The sequence below is a fragment of the Rhodococcus sp. BE178 genome, from assembly GCF_050433545.1.
GTDB lineage: Bacteria > Actinomycetota > Actinomycetes > Mycobacteriales > Mycobacteriaceae > Prescottella.
This window is the reverse complement of sequence record NZ_JBNPXA010000001.1, coordinates 376,322-398,521: the sequence shown is the minus strand read 5'-3', so window position 1 is coordinate 398,521 and position 22,200 is coordinate 376,322. Positions and strand designations below refer to the sequence as shown.

20 protein-coding genes are annotated in these 22,200 nt (G+C 68.4%); 10 read left to right on the top strand and 10 right to left on the bottom strand.

The features are described from left to right. Positions 1-51: 51 nt before the first annotated feature. Complete coding sequence (locus J2X34_RS01860; protein WP_114718626.1) at positions 52-612, top strand: sugar O-acetyltransferase; 561 nt, start codon at positions 52-54, stop codon at positions 610-612. An 8-nt stretch (positions 613-620) separates the two neighbouring features. Here J2X34_RS01860 and J2X34_RS01855 read toward each other — a convergent pair whose 3' ends face one another. From J2X34_RS01855 to J2X34_RS01845, 3 genes are read right to left on the bottom strand one after another with little or no spacing between them, the layout of a single operon-like run. Beyond that, complete coding sequence (locus tag J2X34_RS01855; protein WP_114718953.1) at positions 621-1,322, bottom strand: GTP pyrophosphokinase; 702 nt, start codon at positions 1,320-1,322, stop codon at positions 621-623. A gap of 28 nt (positions 1,323-1,350) precedes the next feature. Continuing rightward, the gene (locus J2X34_RS01850; RefSeq protein ID WP_429515992.1) at positions 1,351-1,920 is read right to left on the bottom strand and encodes a carboxymuconolactone decarboxylase family protein; all 570 of its coding nucleotides are present in this window, start codon (positions 1,918-1,920) and stop codon (positions 1,351-1,353) included. Beyond that, positions 1,917-2,801 (bottom strand): SDR family NAD(P)-dependent oxidoreductase, encoded by an 885-nt coding sequence (locus tag J2X34_RS01845; protein WP_114718628.1) that lies wholly within the window; start codon positions 2,799-2,801, stop codon positions 1,917-1,919. Before J2X34_RS01845 ends, J2X34_RS01850 begins: the two co-directional genes overlap by 4 nt. Before the next feature lie 169 nt (positions 2,802-2,970). Here J2X34_RS01845 and J2X34_RS01840 point away from each other — a divergent pair, with 169 nt between their 5' ends. The 7 genes from J2X34_RS01840 (at position 2,971) to J2X34_RS01810 (ending at position 10,178) form a co-directional block, all read left to right on the top strand. Beyond that, positions 2,971-3,771: a TetR/AcrR family transcriptional regulator gene (locus J2X34_RS01840; RefSeq protein ID WP_114718629.1), complete on the top strand. Its 801-nt coding sequence runs from the start codon at positions 2,971-2,973 to the stop codon at positions 3,769-3,771. A 140-nt stretch (positions 3,772-3,911) separates the two neighbouring features. Continuing rightward, a complete protein-coding gene (locus J2X34_RS01835; protein WP_429515991.1) occupies positions 3,912-5,105 on the top strand; it encodes an ABC transporter substrate-binding protein in 1,194 nt (397 codons plus the stop codon). Between the two features lie 16 nt (positions 5,106-5,121). Next, the gene (locus tag J2X34_RS01830) at positions 5,122-5,997 is read left to right on the top strand and encodes a branched-chain amino acid ABC transporter permease (RefSeq protein WP_429515990.1); all 876 of its coding nucleotides are present in this window, start codon (positions 5,122-5,124) and stop codon (positions 5,995-5,997) included. Continuing rightward, positions 5,997-7,043: a branched-chain amino acid ABC transporter permease gene (locus tag J2X34_RS01825; protein ID WP_429515989.1), complete on the top strand. Its 1,047-nt coding sequence runs from the start codon at positions 5,997-5,999 to the stop codon at positions 7,041-7,043. The genes J2X34_RS01830 and J2X34_RS01825 overlap by 1 nt, the downstream gene beginning before the upstream one ends. Next, on the top strand, positions 7,040-7,816 hold the full coding sequence (locus tag J2X34_RS01820; RefSeq protein ID WP_429515988.1) for an ABC transporter ATP-binding protein: 777 nt from the start codon (positions 7,040-7,042) through the stop codon (positions 7,814-7,816). The genes J2X34_RS01825 and J2X34_RS01820 overlap by 4 nt, the downstream gene beginning before the upstream one ends. Then, the gene (locus J2X34_RS01815) at positions 7,813-8,526 is read left to right on the top strand and encodes an ABC transporter ATP-binding protein (protein WP_429515987.1); all 714 of its coding nucleotides are present in this window, start codon (positions 7,813-7,815) and stop codon (positions 8,524-8,526) included. The genes J2X34_RS01820 and J2X34_RS01815 overlap by 4 nt, the downstream gene beginning before the upstream one ends. A gap of 5 nt (positions 8,527-8,531) precedes the next feature. Then, on the top strand, positions 8,532-10,178 hold the full coding sequence (locus tag J2X34_RS01810) for a class I adenylate-forming enzyme family protein (protein WP_429515986.1): 1,647 nt from the start codon (positions 8,532-8,534) through the stop codon (positions 10,176-10,178). Here J2X34_RS01810 and uca read toward each other — a convergent pair. From uca to ramB, 7 genes are all read right to left on the bottom strand, one after another. After that, complete coding sequence (gene uca, locus J2X34_RS01805) at positions 10,168-13,755, bottom strand: urea carboxylase (RefSeq protein WP_429515985.1); 3,588 nt, start codon at positions 13,753-13,755, stop codon at positions 10,168-10,170. The two genes, J2X34_RS01810 and uca, sit on opposite strands and share 11 nt — an antisense overlap. A 48-nt stretch (positions 13,756-13,803) precedes the next feature. Then, positions 13,804-14,496 (bottom strand): urea ABC transporter ATP-binding subunit UrtE, encoded by a 693-nt coding sequence (gene urtE / locus J2X34_RS01800; protein ID WP_429515984.1) that lies wholly within the window; start codon positions 14,494-14,496, stop codon positions 13,804-13,806. Positions 14,497-14,498: 2 nt separating this feature from the next. Then, positions 14,499-15,326 (bottom strand): urea ABC transporter ATP-binding protein UrtD, encoded by an 828-nt coding sequence (gene urtD / locus J2X34_RS01795; RefSeq protein WP_114718637.1) that lies wholly within the window; start codon positions 15,324-15,326, stop codon positions 14,499-14,501. After that, positions 15,323-16,420 carry an urea ABC transporter permease subunit UrtC gene (urtC, locus tag J2X34_RS01790; RefSeq protein ID WP_429515983.1) on the bottom strand — a complete coding sequence of 366 codons (1,098 nt, stop codon included), beginning with the start codon at positions 16,418-16,420 and terminating at the stop codon, positions 15,323-15,325. The genes urtD and urtC overlap by 4 nt, the downstream gene beginning before the upstream one ends. Then, positions 16,417-17,301, bottom strand: a complete 885-nt coding sequence (urtB, locus tag J2X34_RS01785; RefSeq protein WP_429515982.1) for an urea ABC transporter permease subunit UrtB — start codon at positions 17,299-17,301, stop codon at positions 16,417-16,419. The genes urtC and urtB overlap by 4 nt, the downstream gene beginning before the upstream one ends. Before the next feature lie 39 nt (positions 17,302-17,340). Further along, positions 17,341-18,609: an urea ABC transporter substrate-binding protein gene (gene urtA, locus J2X34_RS01780; protein WP_429515981.1), complete on the bottom strand. Its 1,269-nt coding sequence runs from the start codon at positions 18,607-18,609 to the stop codon at positions 17,341-17,343. Between the two features lie 209 nt (positions 18,610-18,818). Further along, entirely contained in the window at positions 18,819-20,228 is a 1,410-nt protein-coding gene (gene ramB, locus J2X34_RS01775) for an acetate metabolism transcriptional regulator RamB (protein ID WP_114718641.1), read from the bottom strand. A 129-nt stretch (positions 20,229-20,357) separates the two neighbouring features. On the opposite strand from ramB, the gene J2X34_RS01770 reads away from it, so the two are divergent. Both J2X34_RS01770 and J2X34_RS01765 read left to right on the top strand, forming a co-directional pair. After that, positions 20,358-20,927, top strand: coding sequence for a DUF6188 family protein (locus tag J2X34_RS01770; RefSeq protein ID WP_429515980.1), 570 nt, complete (start codon positions 20,358-20,360; stop codon positions 20,925-20,927). A 319-nt stretch (positions 20,928-21,246) separates the two neighbouring features. Beyond that, positions 21,247-22,086, top strand: coding sequence for a hypothetical protein (locus J2X34_RS01765; RefSeq protein WP_114718645.1), 840 nt, complete (start codon positions 21,247-21,249; stop codon positions 22,084-22,086). The last annotated feature ends 114 nt before the right edge of the window (positions 22,087-22,200 follow it).

Sequence of the window (22,200 nt, the reverse complement as noted above, 5' to 3'; positions counted from 1 at the left end):
GACGGGAGTTTCGTCCGCCGGTCGCAGTCGCGATCGGTACCGTCGGCCACCATGAGCGAACAGCGTGAACGAATGCTGCGGGGAGACCTGTACCGGGACAACGACATCGACCTGGTCGAGAGCCGCAAGTCCTGTCAACGACTCCTCGATCGGTTCAACGCGACCCTGGCGGACGACGACGTGGTGCGTCGTGACCTGTTGGACGAGCTCCTCGGGGGACTGGGCGAGGGATCGTGGATCATGCCGCGGTTCCAGTGCGACTACGGGACCTACATCCGCATCGGATCGAACAGCTTCCTCAACTACGACGCGATTCTGATGGACTGCGCACCGATCACGATCGGCGACGACGTCTCGATCGGTCCCCGCGCGCAGCTCCTGACCGCGCTGCACCCGATGGCCGACCATGAGGCGCGTCGACAGCGTTGGGAGACCGCGGCACCCATCACGATCGGCAACAACGTCTGGATGGGAGGCGGTGTCATCGTGTGTCCCGGTGTGACGATCGGCGACAACACGGTGATCGGCGCCGGGAGTGTCGTGACCAAGGACGTGCCGGCACACGTCTTCGCCGCCGGGAACCCCTGTCGAGTCGTACGGCCGCTGCCGTAGGGCGGACGCTAGTTCTGCAGTCGCAGATCGAGTGCGTCGAGCAACTGTGGTGGCACGGTCAGCTCCGGGGGCTCGTCGGCGACACCCTGCTGGGCCCGGAGGTTGGCGAACTCGTCGTTGAGCCGTTCCATCTTCACGTCGAGCCGGTGCGCGGTCTCGGCGGCCTCGGTGAGCTCGGCGAGCAGTTCGGCCGGCACCTCGCGGTTGAACTTGTAGTAGATCTTGTGCTCGAGGCTGGCCCAGAAATCCATCGCGATCGTCCGGATCTGAAGTTCGATCGGAACCGTCTGCACCCGGTCGCTCAGATACACCGGCACCTCGACGATGAGATGCAGGCTCTTGTAGCCGTTGGGCTTGGGGTTGGCGATGTAGTCCTCGACCTCGCGCACCTCGATGTCCGGCTGGCTCGTGATCATGTCGGCGATCCGGTAGGTGTCGGAGATGAAGCTGCACGTGATCCGCACCCCCGCGATGTCGAGGATGTTCGCGCGGACGTCGTCGAGGGTGAGCGGGCACTCGATGCGCTGCGCCTTGCGGATGATGCTCTCCGGCGTCTTGACGCGGGACGTGACGTGCTCGATGGGGTTGTATCGATTGATGTGGGTGAACTCGTCCTCGAGAACCTTGACCCTCGTCATCAGCTGAGCGATACCGAATCGGTACGACATCATGAAGCGGGAGAAATCGGTCCGTAGTTGCTCAGGGTCCACGGACACCAGTGTGCCACCGGTCGGGTGGTCAGAAGTCTGGTTGGATCCGCAGGGCGTCGATCGTGGTGGCCAGGCCGTCGTACTGCGTCACGAGCAGACAGAACTCGACGAGCCGGCGGTCGTCGAGGTGCGCGGCCAGCGCCGCCCAGGTCGGCTCGTCCAGGTTCCTGCTGGTCAGGAGCTGATCTGTGGCCGCGAGCATTGCTCGGTACCGCGGCGACCAGTCCGGGTCGGTGGGGCCGACGAGGATGCGGTCGAGGATCTGCGGGGTGATCCCGGCCTTGCGGCCGAGCCGGATGTGGTGATCCATCTCGTACCGGGACTCCCGCAGGTGTGCGACGCGCAGCACCACCAACTCGATCTCGAACCGCGACAGTTTGGTGCCGGGCAGCAGCATCAGGACACCCGAGTAGTGCAGCCAGCCGCGGAACAGCCCGCCGGTTCGGCCGAGGGTGCTGAAGAGCTTGGCGTCCTTCGTGCCGGAGCCGAGCGACAGGACTCGCCACACCGCCCAGTTGGCCGGCCCGAGTTCCCGGAACCGTCCCGGCGGTACCCGCGGTGCGGTGTTCTTGCCCGTCTTCTCGTCGTATGCGGTCACTCGGCCTCCCCGGCTCGGTCCGGTAGTTCGGTGGTCAGCCGTGCGTGCTCGGTGCGGGCCACGTCCAGGGCCTGCGCGATCCGCGGCTGGGGGCGCAGTTCGATCAATCTCTGGACGAGCATACGAAGCCGCATCGTCGTCGCCACCCAACGCGGCGCGTAGACGCGGCGGCGACGCCCGGCGATGCCGCGCTCGAACGCGTCGACCGCCACCGACAGAGGCACCACGCGGGTGAACGGACCCAGCTGTCCGACGCTGCGGGCGGCCTCGGTGCCGAACCCGATCGCCGTCATGTCGGTGTCGATCTCGGCGAGATACGCGACGCCGACCCGCATCCCGAGGTGTCGCGTCTCGATCCGCAGCGTGTTGCCGAGCGCCTCCACCGCCGCCTTCGAGGCCGCGTACGCGCCCATCATCGGCAGTTGCACGCCGGCGGCGGCGGACGCGACCAACAGGGCATACCCGCCGGGATGCGCGACGTGCGGGCCGGCGGCACGCACCGTGTTGTACGCGCCCAGCAGATTGACCTCGACGGTCCGGTCCATGACGGCGGGATCGCCGCCGAGCAGGGGGAGTTGCGCCGCGACACCGGCGTTGACGACGACGACGTCCAGTCCGCCCAGCTCGTCGACGAGCGCGGCGACGGACGCCTCCATCTGCTCGCGGTCGCGGACGTCGCAGACCCGCCACGGCGCCCCGCCGCACATGGTCGCGACCTGTTCGAGGAGTTCGGGTTCCAGGCCCAGGAGTGCGACGCGGGCGCCGCGCCCGTGCAGCCGCCGGGCCAGGGACGCCCCGATGCCGCGGGCCGCGCCGGTGATGAGCACCCGACGACCCGTCAGCTGCTCTTCCAGTCCCCGCCGCTCACCTGCACTGATCATCGTGACCGCCCAACCCCACCCTCGGTTACTGCTCGGTAGGAAAAAGCTAACATCGCCGGTCGGATCTGTTCGGCAATACGACCGGCCGTGTACCATACCGGCGTCAAGCAAGCGTTCGATCGGTGTCGGATGAAGACTGCATCCGTGCCGCGAAGAGGGGAGACGTCAGGTGGCATCGACCCGACGGGAAGAGATTCTGTTCCACGCGGCGAAGCTGTTCAGCGAGCGTGGCGTCGCGGGAACCACCGTACGGGACATCGCCGACGAGGTCGGCATCCTCTCCGGCAGCCTCTACCACTACTTCGGCTCCAAGGACGCGATCGTCTTCGAGATCGTGATCGCGTTCGTCGACGACCTCAACGAACGCTACGAGGCGGCGATGGTTCCAGGCGAGACCGGACGTGAGCGCCTCGACCACATGGTCGCGGTCTCGTTCGAGGCCGCCGCCGACCACCCGTTCGCCACGGAGATCTACCAGAACGAGAGCGCGCTGTCGTCGCAGCCGGCGGACAGTCCGATCTCCACCGCGGTGCGCCGCGCCCACAACTACTGGGCCGAGGCCATCGCGTTCGGCGTGGAGTCCGGGGAGTTCCGCACCGACATCGACCCCCGGCATTTCCATCGCATGCTCCGCGAATCCGTGTGGTCCACGGTGCGATTCAACCGCGCCTCGCTGGCGCAGGATGCCGAGCGGTTGCGCCACGACCTGATCGCGGTGTTCCTCGACGGCTTCGCCGCCGGCGGGCCCGCCGGTTCGGCGTCGGCCAAGGCCGCCCCGGGCCCGGTCCGCTCGTCGGAGGTTGCGGAGCGGGCTGCGGTGGCCTCGGCGGGGGCTGCGGGCACCGCGGCCGCCGTCGATGCGGTGGATGCGGTGGATGCGGTGAACGTCTCGGAGCTGGCCGACCTGCAGCGCGACGTCGACGAGCTCAAGGAAGCGATCCGCGAACTGCGTCTGCTGCGGGGCAACTGACCTCGGTCTCCATCAGGGGGATCTCCCCGCATTGACTTCCGAATGTGACCCGGGGCATACTTCTGCCCCGAATCGTCAATCAAGCACTTGCTTGATTGACCAAACGCTTGAAGGTCTGGCGGGCGAGACGGGAGTCGGTTGTGAGAATCGGAAGGGTCGTCGCGTTGGCGGTGGCCGCCGCAGTGGGAACGCTGGGCGTGGCGGGGTGCGCGTCCGCGGGTGAGATGTCGCCCGACGAGATCGTGATCGGCCTCGACGAGGATTCGACGGGTCCGGGTGCGTCGTACAGCACCATCGCCGGCAGCACGGTCCGGCTCACCGTCGACCTCATCAATGCCGCAGGCGGCATCAACGGCAAGCCGGTCCGGCTGGTGGTCGAGAACGACGAGTCCAGCCCCACCAAGACGCCGTCGATCATCCGCAAGCTGGTCGACCAGGGCGCGAGCGCGGTGCTCCTCGCCACCGGCTCCGGCTCGGTGATCCAGGCCAAGTCGGTGCTGCAGCAGTCCGAGATCCCGGCCATCGCGCCCGTCGTCCTGTCCGACGCGTTCGCGAACGCGCCGGACAACGGCTACGCGTTCATGATCCCGAACTCCCTCAAGCAGTACGCCGAGGTGTACTGCGGCGCGTTCGAGAAGATGGGCTACAAGACGCTCGGCATCCTCGGCGACGCCAGCGCCTCGATCGACGGCATCATCAAGACGCTGCGGCCCGCGCTCGAGAAGTGCGCCGACGTCACCGCCGTCGAGAAGGCGCCGGTCGACGCCGCCGACCTCACCGCACAAGCCTCGCGCGTGACCGGGACCAAGCCCGACGCGATCCTCGTCGCCAGCATCGGCGGGCACTTCGAGATCCTCGCGCACAACACGCTCGCGAAGATCTATCCGCAGGCGCAGCGCTTCTCGCTCGCGTCGATCGGCAACCAGCCCAAGTCGTGGGCGCTGGCCGACCCCGGTGCGCTCACTGGCATGGTCTACATGGGCAGCCTCAGCGAGAACAACACGCGCACAGCCGCGTTCACCGAGCAGGTGCGCAGGGTCAAGGGCGCCGACTATCAGCTCACCGCGTACGACGCACAGGCGTACGACGCCGTGATGATGCTCAAGAGCGCGTTCGAGATCGCCGGCGACCACACCGACCGCAACAAGGTGCGCGACGCACTGCAGCAGGTGTCGGGGATCCCCGCGACGTTCGGCCAGGAGGGCCTGACGCTGTCGTACAGCCCCGACGACCACCTCGCGCCCGACAGCCTGTGCGGCCTGGTGCTCGTCGAGTTCGGGCCCGACAACAAGCCCGACGGGCCGTGGGCGTCCTACCAGCCTCCGTGTGGCTGACGAAGGAGACACAAGCATGACTGACGCACAACTCTGGCTCGCCGCTCTCGAGATCGGCGCGTTCTTCTCACTCATCGCCCTGGGTATGTATCTCGTGGTGGTGGGGGCGGACTTCTTCAACTTCGCGATGGGCCCGTACGCGATGGCCGCCGCCATGGCCTGCAGCTTCGTGGTGGTCGACTACGGTGTCCCGCTGTGGCTCGCGCTGCTGCTCGGCCTCGCAGTCGGCATGGCGCTGTCGGTGATCACCGAGAAGCTCGTGGTCCAGCAGGTCCAGAAGCGGTCCGGCCGAGGTGAACTGCCCGCACTGGTCGCTGTCACCGCGGTGCTGTTCGCGGTGCAGCAGCTGGCCGGCACCATCTTCGGCCGCACCCCGCTGCCGGGGCAGAAGCTCTTCGACTTCCAGGCCGTCACCGTCGCCGGCGCCACCGTCGACGGCTCGTCGATCGTGCTGATCGCCGGCACCGCGATCGTGTTCGTCGCGGTCGGTGTGTGGCTGCAGACCTCGCAGACCGGACGGCTGCTGCGCGCGGTGGGCGACAACCCGGAGGCGGCTCGCGTGCTGGGGCTGCCGGTCAACCGGGTGCGTCTGGTGGCGTTCACCGTCGCGGGCCTGATCGCTGCGATCGCCGGACTGTTGTTCGCGTCCAAGGCCGGTGTGCAGTTCACCAGCGGTCTGTCGTGGACGCTGACGGCGTTCATCGCCCTGGTGATCGGCGGTACGGGCCGCAGTTGGGCGCCGCTGATCGGCGGCATCCTGCTGGGCTTCGTCCAGGTGTTCGCGCCGTACTACTTCGGTGCCAGCGCCGCACAGACCGCGATCCTGCTGATCGCGTTGGTGTTCTTCGCCTTCCGGCCGGAGGGCATGCTCTCGAGGAAGGTGCGCGTCTGATGCTGACCGACACGTCACGGAGGTCGGAATCGGCCGCGTCGGCCCGATCCGCGCGGACCAACCGCTCACTGAAGAACATTGCCGTCGAAGTGGGCATCACCCTCGCGGTGGTCGCCGGCGTCCTGCTGTGGATGGGCCCGAGCCTGTACCGGCAGGACCTCGTGTTCCTCGCCGCGACGTACTCGCTGATCGCACTGGGCATGTACATCCCGTTCGTGATGGCCGGCTCGCTGTCGATGGCCTACAGCGCGTACGCCGCGATCGGCGCGTACGCCGTCGCGCTGATCTCGGTGAAGACCGGGCTGTCGATGTGGTGGGGCTGGGTGATCGGGTCCCTGGTGGCCGCGGTGGTCGCGGTGATCCTGGCGCTCGCGACGCAGAAGCTGTCCGGCTTCTACCTCGCCGCCGTGACGCTGCTGTTCGGAATCGCGTTCGAGCACTGGCTGATCGACGGGCCCAGCTTCACCGGCGGCTCCGCCGGCATCTCGGGTGTCGAGGCGGTCACCCTGTTCGGCTGGCAGCCGCCGCGGTACACCCTGGTGGTGCTCGCGATCCTGTTCGTATGCGCGATCGCGGTGATCGTCGACCGACTTCGCAAGTCGGTGTGGGGTCTGACGCTGCGCGCGGCGCGCGACAACAAGAACGCCGCGCGCTCGTCCGGCGTCAATCCGGCACACCTGACGGTGATCGCGCTGGCGATCGGTGCCGCCATCGCGTCGACCGGCGGCTCGCTGTTCACCGTCTCGGTGCAGGCGGTCACGCCCGAGACGTTCACGCTGAGCATCGTGTTCCTCGCGATCTTCATGCCGATCATCGGCGGTCGCAACAGCGCGTGGGGTGCCCCGCTCGGTGCGCTGATCGTGGTGATCGTGACCCTCAACATGCCCGGCTACCAGGGCAGTGGCGAGCTGCTGCTGGCAATCGCGGTGCTGCTGATCCTCGTCATCGCCCCCGGCGGCGTGATCGGTTGGGTCTCCGCTGCATTCGGTCGTCTCACCGGTTCCACGAAGTCCGGCTCGGTCGAGGAAGGAAGTGATCGCTCATGACCGGCAGCGCGCTGCTCGAGGTCTCCGGGCTCACCAAGAACTACGGCGGCGTCCGCGCCGTCGACAACGTCTCGTTCACCGTCGCGCCCGGTGAGGTCGTCGGACTCGTCGGCCCCAACGGCGCCGGCAAGACCACGCTGGTGGACTGCATCTGCGGCACGCAGAGGGCCGACGCCGGCACCGTCACGCTGGCAGGTCGGACGCTGACCGGTGCCAGTGAGAAGCGGGCGCGGCAGGGACTGTCGCGCACCTTCCAGCACCCGCAGTTGGCCCTGGAGTTGAGCGCGGTCGAGAACATCGTGCCCGCGCTGTACGGGCGGCGGATGCGCACGCCGCTGCACTCGCTGTGGTGGGCGCTCAAGGGTCCGTTCGAGAACTGGGACGCCACCGCCGACCGTGCCCGCGCCGTTGCGCACGAATACGCGATCGACGACACCACCAGTGCGTGCGGCGAACTGAGCCTGGGCGGCCAGCGTCTGGTCGAGGTGGCACGCGCGATGGCGACCGACCCGCAGGTCCTGCTGCTCGACGAGCCGTTCGCGGGTGCAGACCACACCGGTATCGCCGCGATCGCCGGCGCGGTGCGCAAGATCCAGGCGCAGGGCCGCGGCGTGGTGCTGGTCGACCACAACGTCGATCTCATCGCCGAACTCGCGACCACCGTCGTGCTGCTGGACTTCGGCTCGGTCGCCTTCCACGGCGCACCCGCCGAATGTCTCGCGAGCGACGCGATGCGTGAGGTGTACTTCGGGGCAGGAGAGGAAAACTCATGACCACGCTCGACGTGAAGGACCTGCGGGTCCGGTACGGGTCGGCCGTCGCGGTCGACGGCGTCTCGTTCACGGCCACGCCCGGCACGGTGACCGCGATCGTCGGACCCAACGGTGCCGGCAAGTCCAGCCTGTTCGGGGCCGTCTACGGCTCGGTGCGCGGGACCGGCGAGGTGTCGGTGGACGGTCGTCGGGTCGACTCGATGTCGGCGCTGCAGCGGGTGCGGGAGGGCTTCGCGTACGTCCCGCAGGGCCGGCAGCTGTTCATGAAGATGTCGGTGCTCGAGAACCTCCAGGTGGGCGCCGACCTGCAGGGCCTGAAGAAGGACGCGATCGAGTCGGCGTTCGAGCGGTTCCCGGTGCTGCGCGAACGTGCGCGCAGCTACGCGGGTGTGCTCAGCGGCGGCGAGCAGCAGATGCTGGTGCTCGGCCGGGCACTGCTGTCGACGCCGAAGGTCCTGCTGCTCGACGAGATGATGACCGGTCTCGCTCCGAAGATCGTCGCCGAACTGCGTGCGCTCGTCGGCGATCTCGCCGCGGAGGGCGTCACGGTGCTGGTCGCCGAGCCCGCGCTCGCCGCGCTCGAGTCGGTGGTGCAGCGCGGCTACGTGATGCAGCGCGGCCGGATCATCGACACCCGGTCCGATGCCGACTCGCTCGACGCCGCCTACAAGCAGTCGATGGGCCTCCTGGAAACGACGGTGGGAAAGTGAGTCCGATGGGGAACATCACCACGACACTCGACATCGCGGTCGGCGACTTCGCCACCGCTCCCGAGAAGTTCGCCGACCTCAGCGTCAGTGAGCTCGTGCGGCACTGGGCGCTCACCATCCCCGACCACCTCGCGTTCATTACACCCGACGCCCGCATCTCGTGGGCCAGCTACGACGCGACGGCCGACCGGATCGCGTCCGCGCTGGCGGCGCTGGCCGACCGTGACGGCGACGGCGAACCCGGCGCGGTCGCGCTGTACCTGCCCGACACCATGGTGTTCCACGCCGCGCTGTGCGCCGCGTACCGGACCGGCCGGATCGCCGTGGGCATCGGATCGCGTTCGGGGATCAAGGAAGTGGCGCACCTGACGACCCGCGCCGACTGCCGGGTCCTCGTCACCGCGCGCACGATGCGCGGCCAGGACATCGCCCCGCTCGTCACCGAACTGCGCGAGCGCACCGGCGGGCCCGAGTATGTCGTCTACGTCGACGATCTGGGATCGGTGGTGGTCGAGGACGCCGCCGGGCGCCCGATCGCGGTGGGCGAACGCCGGTTCGACGCCACCAGTCCGCGTTTCGGCATCCGGGACGTGTCGATGCTCAACTCCACGTCCGGCACGACCGGTCTGCCCAAGCTGGTGACGCAGACCGAACACCGCTGGATCGCGTTCTCGGAGGTGGCGGGGCGCGCCGGCAACATCACCGGCGACGACGTCTTCTTCGGGGCGGTCCCGGCGCCGTTCGGATTCGGACTGTGGACGTCGCACTTCCTGCCGACGCTGCTCGGCGCACCCAACGTGGTGCTCGAACGGTTCAACGCGGACACCATGATCGACCTGCTCGAGCGGGAACGGGTGACCGTCTTGAACTGTGTCAGTACGCAGTTCAAGATGCTGCTGCGCTCCGACCGCGGCCGCGAGGCGGACCTGAGCGCACTGCGGGCGATGTTCACCGGCGGTGAGGCGGTGCCGTACTCGGAGGCCCTCGCGTTCGAGGAGCGCACCGGGGCGGCGGTACTGCAGTTCTACGGCTCCAACGAGACCGGCGCGGTGAGCGTCACCACCGTCGACGACGACGCCGACACCCGCCTGCGCACCTGCGGGCACCTGCTTGCCAACATGCAGGTGCGGGTGTTCGACGACGCCGGCGTCGAGGTGCTGGGCGACGAGCGACGCGGCCAGCCCGGCGTGAACGGTCCGCTCATGTGCCACGGCTACTGGGACGACGACGCGGCCAACACCGAGCTGTACACCGACGACGGCTGGATGCTGCTGGGCGACATCGTCGAGATCGATGCCACCGGACGGGTCCGGGTCGTGGGTCGCAAGGCGGACATCATCATCCGCGGCGGCAAGAACATCTCGGCGGTCGAGGTCGAGGAGTTCGTGCGCGCCCACCCGGCGATCGTGATGGTGGCCGTGGTCGGTGTGCACGACGCGCTGTTCGGCGAGAAGGTGTGTGCCGTGGTGGTCACCGCCGACGGCAGCGCGCTCGCCGCGACCGAGCTGTCGTCCTGGCTCGCCGAGCAGGGCGTGACCCGCGAGTACATCCCCGAGCACGTCGTCACCGTCGACCATCTCCCCTTGGCGCCCGGCGGAAAGGTCGCCAAGGGGGAGGTCAAGGTGCTGGCCGAGGAGCAGCTCAGCCGATGACGGCCAGCGGTGTCCCGGGCGCCACCTTGGCGCCCGGCACCGTGAGCACCTGCAGGACGGTGCCCGACCCGGGGCAGGGGACCGGCATCTCCAGCTTCATCGCTTCGAGGATCACCGCCGGCTGACCGGCCGAGACCTGCTGTCCGGGTGACAGTTCCACCCGCCAAACGTTGCCGACCATCGGCGCCTCCACCACCACCGCACCCGGTGGGACGTCGACGGTGGCCGGTTCCGGCGCGGGCGCCGGCGCGGTCTCGGTCCGGTCGAACTCGCCGGCCGCGTGCCACGCACGCTTCTCCGTCTCGAAGGCCGCGCTCTGCCGCGCCTCGAACTGCGCGATCGAGTCGGCGTTCGCCTCCAGGAATCGCAGATGGTCGGCGAGCGCGAACGTGCCCTCGCTGATGTCGGCGTCGAACCGGCCCGCTCGCGACTCGGCCCGGGCCTCCGTGAGCTGTTCGGATGTGACCGGCTCCCACACGATCCGGTCGAAGAACCGGAACAGCCACGGCTTGCCCGCCTCGAACGGCGCGCGCTGCCGGTAGCCCGACCAGATCGGGACGGTCCGCCCGATGAGCTGATAGCCGCCGGGCGACTCCATGCCGTACACGCACAGATACTTGCCGCCGATGCCCACCGCGTCCGACGGCGTCCACGTGCGGGCCGGGTTGTACTTGGTGGTCACCAGGCGGTGCCGTGGATCGAGCGGGACCGCCAGCGGGGCACCGAGATACACGTCGCCGAGGCCGAGTATCAGGTACTCGGCGTCGAACACGGCGTCGCGCACGGCGTCGACGCTGTCGAGTCCGTTGATCCGCCGGATGAACTCGGTGTTCGACGGCAACCACGGAGCGCTCTCACGCACCCCGCTGCGGTAGCGGTCGAGGGCCTCGGCGATGGAAGGGTCGTCGAACGACAACGGCAGTCGCACCGTCCTGCTCGGGACCACCAGGTCGTGCGTCGCGGGCAGTTGCTCCTCGAGTTCCCGGAGCAGCCCGAGGACCCGGTACTGCGGCAGCACATCGGGATCGAAGTGCAGGTGCAGCGACCGCACGCCCGGGGTGACGTCGATCAGGCCCGACACCTTCAGCTGCGCCAGCGCCTCCGACAGCGCGTGCACCCGCATCCGCAGTCCCAGGTCGAGCGTCATCGGGCCGTACTCGACGAGGATGTTGTCGTCGCCGCCCCGCAGATACGCCACGGCAGGGCGATCCTCGCCCTCCGGCGCGCGACCGAGGACGCCGCCGTCGCCGCGCGAGATACGCACGGCGGGAACATCCTTCGACCGATCCGCATCCGACCGCCGCAGCGCATCGGCGGCCTCGTCGGGTACCGGCACGAAGCGCACCGCGTCGCCCGGCCGGATCTGGCCCATCTTCCAGCGGTGCGCGCTCACCACGGTGAGCGGGCACGCGAACCCGCCGAGACTGGGTCCGTCCGGGCCCAGCAGGATCGGGGTGTCGCCCGAGACGTTGAGGGCGCCGACGCTGTACGGGTTGTCGTGGAGGTTCGACGGGTGCAGCCCGGCCTCGCCGCCGTCGGGGCGCGACCACGTGGGCTTGGGGCCGTCGAGACGGATACCGGTGCGGTTCGCGTGACTCGCGACGGTCCAGGTGGTCCCGTAGAACTGGGTCATGTCCGCGTCGGTGAAGTACGACGGCGACGGCTGCGGCCCCTCGGTGACCGCGAGGTGCCACGTGTGGGCGAACTCGGGGCGGGAGTCGGACGGTACCGGTGCCGGGTCGGCGAGGACATCGGTGGCATCGAGGATGCCCAGCACGTCCCCGGTCGCGACGGCCTTGCCGGTGATGCCGCCGAACCCGCCGAGCGTGAACGTCGAGGCGCTGCCGTGGAACAGCGGGGCGTCCAGGCCACCGCGCACCGCGAGGTAGGTGCGCAGGCCGGTTTCCGCGGGCGAGCCGATGTCGAGCGTCGCGCCCGCCGTGATCGTCACGGGCTCCCACATCGGCACGGCAAGCCCGTCGACGGTCACCGGGACGTCGGCGCCGGTGACACACACCGTCGCCGGAGCGGAGAACACCAGACGCGGACCCCGCAGCGTGCACTCGAGGCCCGGCGCGCCGACCGGATTGCCGACCGCGGTGTTGGCGAGCCGCAGCGACAGGTCGTCCATCGGACCCGACGGCGGAATACCGACCTCCCACAGGCCGATCCGGCCCGGCAGGTCCTGCACGGTGGTCATCGTCCCGGCGCGCAGCACGTCGATGCGCGGCCCGGTCGACGGCAGGTCCGCGAGGGATGCGGTGGTGTACTCGGTGACCGGCCCCGCACAGACGTGGCGCAGTTGCGGCAGATTGGTCTGCACGCCGTACAGATGGGTCTCGGTCAACGCGGCGCCCAGGTTCGCGAAGGCGTCCTCGCGGGTGGCTCCCCGGGTGACGATCTTCGCGATCATCGGGTCGTAGTGCGCGCTCACCTCGGTGCCGGTGTCGACCCACGTCTCGATCCGCGCGGCGGCGGGGAACCGGACGGCGGTGAGCGTGCCGGCGCTCGGGCGGTAGTCGTGACCGGGATCCTCGGCGTACACGCGGGCCTCGACGGCGTGCCCGGTGACTGCGGGGCCCGAGTCGGGCAGGCCGTCGAGCATCCGGGTGTCGCCGGCCGCCAGCCGCAGCATCCACTCCACCAGGTCGATGCCGGTGACCTCCTCGGTGACCGGGTGTTCCACCTGTAGACGGGTGTTCATCTCCAGGAACGATGCCTCGCCGCGGTCCACGTCGTACACGAACTCGACGGTGCCCGCGGACCGGTAGTGCACCGACGACGCGAGCTCGCGCGACGAGCGCAGCAGGTGGTCCACCACGGGATCGGGCAGGCCCGACGCCGGCGCCTCCTCGACCACCTTCTGGTGGCGTCGCTGCAGCGAGCAGTCGCGGGTGCCGAGGCTCAGCGTGCGGCCGCCGCCGTCGCCGAACACCTGGACCTCGACGTGCCGGGCACGGGCGACGAAGCGCTCCAGGAACACTCCCGACGACGAGAAGTTCGCCGCGGCCAGGCGCTGCACCGTCTCGTACGCCCCGCGGAGTGCGGCCGGGGTGAAACACGCCTGCATTCCGATGCCGCCGCCCCCGCCGACGGCCTTGAGCATCACCGGGTATCCGATGCGGTCGGCCTCGGCCAGTGCGTCGTCCATCGTCGCGAGCAGTCCACTGCCCGGCACCAGGGGGACGCCCACGGCCCGCGCCGCCTCCCGGGCGGTGTGCTTGTTGCCGAACACCCGCAACTGCTCCGGGGTGGGGCCGACGAATGCGATTCCGGCCTGTTCGGCGGCGGCCGCGAATTCGGCGTTCTCCGAGAGGAACCCGTAGCCGGGGTGGATGGCGCCGGCGCCGCTCGCGAGCGCGGCGTCGATCACCAGATCGGTGCGCAGGTAGGACTCCGCGGCGGGTGCCGGGCCGAGTCGGACGGCGGCGTCGGCCATCTCGACGTGCATCGCGGACGCATCGGCGTCGGAGTACACGGCCACGGTCTTGAGGCCGAGCGTGCGTGCGGATCGCATGATGCGGCACGCGATCTCGCCGCGGTTGGCGACGAGAAGGGTGTCGAAGCCGTGGGACACGGGAGGGCTCCTTCGATCGGTTCGGGAGAGTGGCTCCGGGTGGGCTCGTCAGATAGCCATGGCGGTGCGCACGACGGATTCGGCGCCGGCACCGCCGACGCCGGTGGAGGTGATGCGGCCGGACTCGAGGATGTAGTAGCGCTCGGCGGACTGCAGCGCGAACCCGATGTGCTGCTCCACCAGCAGGACTCCGAGGTTGCCCCGCCGGGTGAGTTCGACGATCGCGGCCTCGATCTCGGCGACCACCGACGGCTGGATGCCCTCGGTCGGCTCGTCGAGCACCAGCACCCGCGGCTCGGTGATGAGGGACCGGGCGATCGCGAGCTGCTGTCGCTGGCCGCCGGACAGCAGACCGGCCCGGCGGCCCAGGAGCGATTCGAGCGCCGGGAACAGCGCGAGCTGCTCGTCGATCAGGGTCTTGCCCCGTTTGCGGCCGTCCGCCACCACCTGCAGGTTCTCCGCGCACGTGAGCTCTCCGAACGACTGCTGGCCCTGCGGGACGTAGGCGAGCCCGCGCGCCACCCGGGCGCTCGGACGCAGCCTCGTGATGTCCTCGCCGTCCAGCAGGACCTTGCCCGACGCGATCTTCGCGAGCCCGACGGCGGCCCGCAGCAGCGTCGTCTTGCCGGCGCCGTTGTGCCCCATCACGGCGGCCACGCCGTCGGCGGGCACCGACACCGAGGCGCCGAGGATGATCTCGGTGCGGCCGTACCCGGTGTGGATGTCGATGAGCTCCAGCATGATCAGGCCTCCTCGAGGACACTCGCGGCAGCGGACGCGGTTTGGGCTGCGGCAGCGGTGGTACCCAGGTACACCTGCTGCACCATGGGATCGGCCTGGATCTCCTCGACGCTGCCGTCGGCGATCACCTTGCCTCGGGCCAGCACCGTTACCGATGTCGCGAACGCCCGCATGAAGTCCATGTCGTGCTCGACGACCACGACGGTCCGTTCACCGCCGATGCGGCGCAGCAGATTTCCGGTCTCCTCACGCTCGTCGTGGCTCATTCCGGCGACCGGTTCGTCGAGCAGCAGCACGTCGGCGTCCTGCACCAGCAGCATGCCGATCTCGAGCCACTGCTTCTGGCCGTGCGCGAGGATCCCGGCCTTGCGGTCACGCAGCTGGGTCAGGCCGATCGTCTCGAGAGCCTCCTCGATCTGCGGCAGGACGGACTTGCGGCGGCGCAGCAGCGTCAGCGCCGAACGTCCGGCCCCGGCGGCGATGTCGAGGTTCTGCAGCACCGTGAGTTCCTCGAACACCGATGCTGTCTGGAAGGTTCGGCCCACTCCCAGCCGTGCGATCTTGTGCACCTTCTGCCCGAGCAACTCGACGCCGGACTTGGTGACCGAACCGGAGGCCGGGACCAGCCCGGTGACGGCGTCGACCAGGGTGGTCTTGCCGGCACCGTTGGGGCCGATGAGGAAGCGCAGATCACCCTGCAGGAGGGTGAGATCCACGCCGTCGACGGCGGTGAACCCGTCGAACGTGACCCGCAGGTCGCGGATCTCGAGGTACTGGCTGGACATTCCGGCGTTGCCGCCGAGTGCCGGCTGGTGGCGGGTGAGGTTCATCGCGCGGCCTCCATCTCGCGGGCGGGTTCGGATTCGGGGTCCGGTGGCGGTGTGGTGACGAGGGTGCGGCGCCGCAGCAACGTCGCGATACCGGCGATCCCGGCGGGGAAGAAGCCGATCACGACGATGAACAGCAGGCCCTGCGCGTACGTCCATGCCGACGGGAAGTTCTCGGACAGCGTCGTCTGGGCCCACGCGACGCCGATCGCGCCGAGCACCGGGCCGAGCAGCGTGGTGCGACCGCCGATCGCGACGCCGATGAGGAACGCGATCGAGGGCACGATGCCGACATCAGCGGGGGAGATGATGCCGACGATCGGCACGAACAGCGCGCCGGCGATACCTGCGAAGAACGCGGCGACCGTGTACGCGACGACCTTGATGTTGGCGGGGTCGTAGCCGAGGAACCGGACCCGCTCCTCCTGGTCGCGGACGGCGACCAGCAGTTCGCCGTAGCGCGAGTTCATCAGCTGCCGGGTGAGGGCGACCACCGCCAGGAGCACGGCGGCCGCGATGAAGAACAGCATCCGCTTGTTCGCCGGATCGGCCAGATTGAAGCCGAAGAACGTGCGGAAACGGTTGAGTCCGTTGGAACCGCCGATCGACTGCTGTCCGATCAGCAGGATCGCGAACGCCGCCGCGAGGGCCTGCGACAGGATCGCGAAGTACGCACCCTTGACCCGGCGCTTGAACACCCCGATCCCCAGCAGGAACGCGACCAGGGCGGGGACGACGAGGATCGCGGCGATGGTGGTGAGCGGCGACGTGAACGGCAGCCAGTAGCCGGGCAGTTCGCGGATGCCCGCGATCTGCATGAAGTCCGGTACCGCATCGCCGCGCAGTTCGGCGTCGGCGATCTTGAGGTGCATCGCCATGATGTACGCACCGAGACCGAAGAACACGCCCTGTCCCAGGGTGAGCATTCCGCCACGGCCCCAAGCCAATCCGATTCCGACCGCGACGATCGCGAAGCACAGGAACTTGGCCAGCAGGTTGAGCCTGAAGTCGGAGAGCAGGGCCGGCGCGACGGCGAACAGTGCCACCGCCGCGACGGCGAACCCTGCCCAGGCCCGATAACGACTGAGCACGGTCATACGAGGCTCCTAGTCTTGGCCACGAACAGCCCCTGCGGGCGGACCTGCAGGAAGATGACGATGAGCACGAACACGATCACCTTCGCGATCGACGCGGTGGTGGAGTATTCGATGAACGAGTTGAGGATGCCCAGCACGAACGCCGCGACCACCGCGCCCGCGATCCGGCCGAGCCCGCCGATCACGACCACGAGGAACGCGTCGATCAGGTACGACTGGCCGATGGTCGGGCTCGTGGAGCCGATGAGCGTCAACGCCACACCGGCGACGCCGGCCAGGCCGGAGCCGATGAAGAAGGTCGTGACATCGGTTCGGCGTGAGGAGATTCCGCTGGTCTCCGCGAGGTCGCGGTTCTGAACCACCGCGCGGATCCGCCGCCCCATCGACGTCTTCGCCAACGCGAACGACAGGACCGCGACCGCGACGATCGCGAGGACCAGGATGAAGATGCGGGTCTTGGGTACCACCGCCCCGAGGATCTCGACGCCACCGGACAGCCACGACGGCGCCACCACATTGACGGCGGGGGCGCCGAAGATGTCCCGCGCCAGTTGCTGCAACACCAGCCCGACGCCGAACGTCACCAGCAGCGTGTCCAGTGGACGGTGGTACATCCGCCGGATCAGCGTGGCCTCGAGCAGGACACCCATCAGGCCGCCCACCACGAAGCCGACCGCCAGCGAGATCAGCAGTGAGGCTCCGGCGCTCGAAATGACCTGCTGCACCACGTAAGCGGTGTAAGAGCCGGCCATGATGAACTCGCCGTGGGCCATATTGATCACGCCCATCTGGCCGAACGTCAGCGACAGCCCCAGTGCCGCCAGTAGCAGGATCGACCCGATACTCAGGCCGGTGAACAGCTGCCCGATAACGACATCCATCGGTGCCCGCCCTCCCTCGTCGTCGTTGTACGTTGCGAGCTAGCTACCGGCGCCGGACAGGCTCTTCGCCCAGTCGTAGTTCGCGAGGTACGGGTCGGGCTGGATCGGGCCGTCGGACTCCCAGACGGTGTAGATCAGACCGTCGTCGCGGATCTCGCCGATGCGGGCGGTCTTGGTGATGTGATGGTTGTCGCCGTCGATGGTGACGAGACCCTCGGGCGCCTGGAAGGTGACGCCGTCAGCGGCGGCCTGGACGTCGGCCACACCGAACGAATTCGCCTTCTCCACGGTGTTCTTCCACAGGTACACCGACGTGTAGGCCGCCTCCATCGGATCGGACGTCGGCTTGTTCGCGCCGTACTTGGCCTTGTAGGCGTCGACGAACTTCTTGTTCTCCGGCGAGTCCACCGTCTGGTAGTAGTTCCACGCCGTCAGCTGGCCCTCGACGTTCGCGACGCCGATGCCGCCCACTTCCTCCTCGGCGATGGACACCGAGACCACCGGCATGTCAGCGGCTTTCAGGCCCACATTGGAGTACTCGCGGAAGAACGCGACGTTGGAGTCGCCGTTGAGGGTGTTGAACACTGCGTCGGCGTTCGCGGTGCGGACCTTGTTGACGATGGTGGAGAAGTCGGTGGAGCCGAGCGGGGTGTAGTCCTCGCCCTTGATCTCGATGCCGTTGGCCGCGGCGTGGGCCTTGATGATGCGATTCGCGGTCTGCGGGAACACGTAGTCGCTGCCCACGAGGTAGAGGGACTTGACGCCCTTCTCCTTCAGGTAGTCCAGCGCCGGCACGATCTGCTGGTTGGTGGTGGCGCCGGTGTAGAAGATGTTGGGGGAGTCCTCGAGGCCCTCGTACTGGACGGGGTAGTAGAGCAGCGCGTTGTTGTCCTCGAACACCGGCAGCATCGCCTTGCGGCTCGACGACGTCCAACCGCCGAAAACCGCTGCGACACAGTCGCTGATGATGAGCTTCTCGGCCTTCTCGGCGAACACGGTCGGCTCCGACGCGCCGTCCTCGGCGACGATCTGGATCTTCTTGCCCAGTACGCCGCCGGCGTTGTTGATCTCCTCCACGGCGAGGGCGATCGAGTCGCGGACAGTGACCTCGCTGATCGCCATGGTGCCCGACAGTGAATTCAGCGACCCGACCTTGACCGTGTTGCCGGAGGTGTCCACGCAGGAGGCCGCGGAGGTGCTGCCGCCGGCGGAGGTGTCCGACGCCTTGCTGCCACAGCCGGTCAGAACCAGACCGAACGCCGCGAGTGCAGCGGGGGCGGCGAGGGTGCGCTTGGAGAACGTAGGCATGAACGAGCCTTTCCGTCGATGATGTGACGCCGAGCTGTCCCGAAGAAGTGCGAATACAACGCTGTATCCGTGATCGCACACGGTATGCGGAAGTTATTGCGCCGGAATGTCTGTCGGTGACGAGTTCGTGTCGGTTGTTACACCCGCATGAACAGCTGCTCACACGGCCTGACGGAAGCGGCCGTGCTGCCGGGAAGTGCGCTGGTAGATCAGCGAATCGTGTACGGCGACACCGAGCTACGGTGCTCGTTGATGTCGAGATCCTTGCCGAGCGGAGGGAACGCCCGCTGCGGGCAGTTCATCCGCTCGCACACGCGGCAGCCCGCGCCGATCGGTGTCGCGGTTTCGCCACCGAGGTCGAGGCCGTCCGCGTAGACGACGCGCGGCGCGTGCCGCAGTTCGCAGCCGAGGCCGATCGCGAACGTCTTGCCCGGCTGGCCGTAGCGCGACGCGCGACGCTCCACCGTGCGTGCCACCCACAGGTAGTTGCGGCCGTCGGGCATCTGGGCGATCTGCGTCATGATCTTGCCGGGATACGCGAAGGTCTCGTACACGTTCCACAGCGGGCACGTGCCGCCACTGGAGGAGAAGTGGAAACCGGTGGCGGACTGGCGCTTCGACATGTTTCCGGCGCGATCCACCCGGACGAACGACCAGGGCACCCCACGCTGCTTGGGTCGCTGCAGCGTCGACAGGCGGTGGCAGATCGTCTCGTAGCTGATCGCGTAGAACGCCGACAGCCGCTCGATGTCGTAGCGGAAGTCCTCCGCGATCTCGTGGAACTGGCCGTACGGCAGTACCGTCGCGGCCGCGAAGTAGTTCGCCAGGCCCAGCATCGCGAGCGAGCGGGCCTCGTCGGAGGTGAAGTTGCCCTCGTCCACCAGCTTGCGCAGCAGGTCGCCGCACTCGAGATACGCGAGTTCGGTCGCGAACTTGAACACCTGCTGCCCGCCCGACAGGGCGGGGGAGATCTCGAGCAGCCGGGTCTCGGGGTCGTACCGGTGCAGCACGTTCTCGCCGAGATCGATGCGGCGCACGATCTGGACGTCGTGGATGTTCTCGAGCCGGCGGGCGATGCCCTCGGCGATGTCGCCGCGGTGGAACCGCATCCGGGCGGTCAGCTCCTCGGCCGCGGTGTCGAGGTCGTGGATGTAGTTCTGCCGTTGGTAGAAGTAGTCGCGCACCTCCTCGTGCGGCATCGTGATCGAGCCGCTGCCGCTACCGTCGCTGTACCGGTCCTCGGTCGCCGCGGCCAGCTGCGCGGTGGTGTTGCGGTATCGGCGGTGCATGTTGACCATCGCCTTCGCCAGGCCCGGGTGCGACGAGACCATCTCCGCGATCTCCTGCGCGTCCGCGTCGATGCCCATGTCGTCATCGAGCGCCACCTCCCGCAGCTCGGCGATCAGACGGGTGTCGTCCTGCGACGAGAAGAACGTGGTGTCGACCCCGAACACCTCACTGATCCGCAGCAGCACCGGCACCGTCAGCGGGCGGACGTCGTGCTCGATCTGGTTGAGGTAGCTGGCCGAGATGTCCAGGGTCTTCGCGAGCGCGGCTTGGCTGAGCCCGCGCTCGGTCCGGAGCTGTCGCAGACGGGCGCCGACGAAGGTCTTGGACATGACGCCAGGGTACGAGCGTGCTGCTAATCGTGCAAAGGGTTGGGTTAGCAGTGCCGGATTCCGGTCGCCGACCCGGTGCACGTTCGGTCGGTTCTTGGCTGAATCGCACATTCGCGAGAAGCTGACGCCATGAGTGGGGTGGGAGCGATCATTCTGGGTGTCGGCGTCGGGATCGCGGCGTGGTCGGTATTCGCGGGCCTGACGTGTGTGGGGGCGCGTCGCCGGGGTGCTCGGTGGCCGATGGCGGTGCTGAGCGGCGCACTCTTCCTGGCAGCGTGGGTGGTTTGGTACATACGCGACGAACATCCGTTCGGGGCGGCCGGCGGAGTTGAGGATCGACCCGATTCGATTCCGCGAGACGGCTCGATCGATCTGGGTCTGGCAGGTCGGCGGCTGGTAAGAGTCGAGCGAGTAGAGGCCGATGCCGATCTCACACTCGAGTTCTCCGGCGGCGATCGCGTGGCGATCGGCCCCGGGAACATCGCACCGGGCTCTGCCCCGGTACCGGGACTGATCGGGGAGCGCTGCGCCGCGGCGACGTGCACGGAGGAGGGCTCGTTGGAGATCCGGTTCACCAATGACGGTCGGATCCGGGTGTCCCACGACGACGATGTGGAGGCGTGGGAGTTGAGCGGAGCAGACGGTCGACGGGTGATCTCGCTACCCGGCGGAGGCGTGGCGCGGTGGTCGCCGCGGTGAGATCGCGCGACGCCGTGGTCGCGACAGTCGACAGACCGTTTATGACGTTTCAGGAACAAGTCTTGACATCTCGGTGATCCTGGAAAATGCTGGGCGACAGCCAAATGCACGTTTTCGTAAAGCATTGGTTGCGAGGCAGTTTGGGTCGCGCGGCGAGGGCCTGCACGTCCCGAGCGGAACGATGTGGACGCCTGCCGCACGACGGGCGTCGCCGGCTCACGTTCGCCCCCGTTGAACAGGGCGTGTGCTGCTCCCTGTCCGGAGGCCGAGGTTCCACAGATGCGGGACCGCCACTCGACCAGGTTCGTCTGAGGTCACGATGATCTTTACCTCGAAGCGCCGTTCGCCGAGCGGGCTCGCCCAGCCGACGCTCCTTGCCCCGCCGTTCTGCGAGGACGACATCACGCCGACAGACTCTGCGGCGGGAGCGGGCGACGAGGCGGGGGAGCTCATCGCGGCGTCGGTGACGGCCCGCTGGCTCGTTCTGACCACTGACATCAACCGGCGTTTCGCACGGGCGCTGCTGCCCGAGCCGTTGATCGTCCCGGAGCGGCCTCGGATCGCGGTGTGGATCGTCGATCCGCTGTCCACCGATTCGAACGACGTCGAGGACCCGTTCGGTCGTCTGTTCGCCGGGCTGTCGTGCAGCTGTCTCCACCCCGGGAGCCGGGAGGGGAGCGCCTACACGTCCGACATCCTCGCCGGCACGCCGATCGAGGATCAGGCGGGCCAGGACATCTTCCGGCTGCCGAGCATTCCGCAGGCCCAACTCGAGCTCGTCAACGGTGTCGGCGGGATGGGTTTCGCGATCGCTCCGGCTGACGGCGGCGGCCGAGGAATCGTCGGCACCGTCGATCTCGCCGACTGCGGATCGCAGAGGACGCAGTTGACGCCCGATTGGCTCGCCCACCAGAGCTGGAACGAACAGTTGATTCTGCGGAACGCCGCGGCCTCCGGCGCCGACACGGCGGATACCGGCGAACTCGTCCACACCCGGTGGAAGGTGACCCGCCTGTCGCCGATCGTGTCGGGGTCGGCCGTCATCGAATGTGCCGAGTTCGGACCCCACGCCTACGAGATGACGCCGTCGGCGAGGCCGCTCGACGCCCGCTACGGCTTCGCAAGAGTTGCGATCGTCGGCGGCGAACCGGGTCGCTAGGGCCTCGAGGGCTCCCCACTGGCCCCACCGACCCCACGGACCCCCTCGGAAAGTATCTGTAACCCTCGTTTTCGATCGTTCCGACGTACGGAACATCTTCGCAACCCTGTGATT

Coding starts and splice junctions, on each gene's coding strand:
- urtD (WP_114718637.1), bottom strand. CDS start 15,326: ATGAACCTCACCCGCCACCAGCCGGCACTCGGCGGCAACGCCGGAATG.
- J2X34_RS01770 (WP_429515980.1), top strand. CDS start 20,358: ATGAGTGGGGTGGGAGCGATCATTCTGGGTGTCGGCGTCGGGATCGCG.
- urtB (WP_429515982.1), bottom strand. CDS start 17,301: ATGGATGTCGTTATCGGGCAGCTGTTCACCGGCCTGAGTATCGGGTCG.
- urtC (WP_429515983.1), bottom strand. CDS start 16,420: ATGACCGTGCTCAGTCGTTATCGGGCCTGGGCAGGGTTCGCCGTCGCG.
- J2X34_RS01815 (WP_429515987.1), top strand. CDS start 7,813: ATGACCACGCTCGACGTGAAGGACCTGCGGGTCCGGTACGGGTCGGCC.
- urtE (WP_429515984.1), bottom strand. CDS start 14,496: ATGCTGGAGCTCATCGACATCCACACCGGGTACGGCCGCACCGAGATC.
- J2X34_RS01765 (WP_114718645.1), top strand. CDS start 21,247: ATGATCTTTACCTCGAAGCGCCGTTCGCCGAGCGGGCTCGCCCAGCCG.
- J2X34_RS01820 (WP_429515988.1), top strand. CDS start 7,040: ATGACCGGCAGCGCGCTGCTCGAGGTCTCCGGGCTCACCAAGAACTAC.
- J2X34_RS01810 (WP_429515986.1), top strand. CDS start 8,532: ATGGGGAACATCACCACGACACTCGACATCGCGGTCGGCGACTTCGCC.
- J2X34_RS01845 (WP_114718628.1), bottom strand. CDS start 2,801: ATGATCAGTGCAGGTGAGCGGCGGGGACTGGAAGAGCAGCTGACGGGT.
- J2X34_RS01825 (WP_429515989.1), top strand. CDS start 5,997: ATGCTGACCGACACGTCACGGAGGTCGGAATCGGCCGCGTCGGCCCGA.
- J2X34_RS01830 (WP_429515990.1), top strand. CDS start 5,122: ATGACTGACGCACAACTCTGGCTCGCCGCTCTCGAGATCGGCGCGTTC.
- ramB (WP_114718641.1), bottom strand. CDS start 20,228: ATGTCCAAGACCTTCGTCGGCGCCCGTCTGCGACAGCTCCGGACCGAG.
- J2X34_RS01860 (WP_114718626.1), top strand. CDS start 52: ATGAGCGAACAGCGTGAACGAATGCTGCGGGGAGACCTGTACCGGGAC.
- urtA (WP_429515981.1), bottom strand. CDS start 18,609: ATGCCTACGTTCTCCAAGCGCACCCTCGCCGCCCCCGCTGCACTCGCG.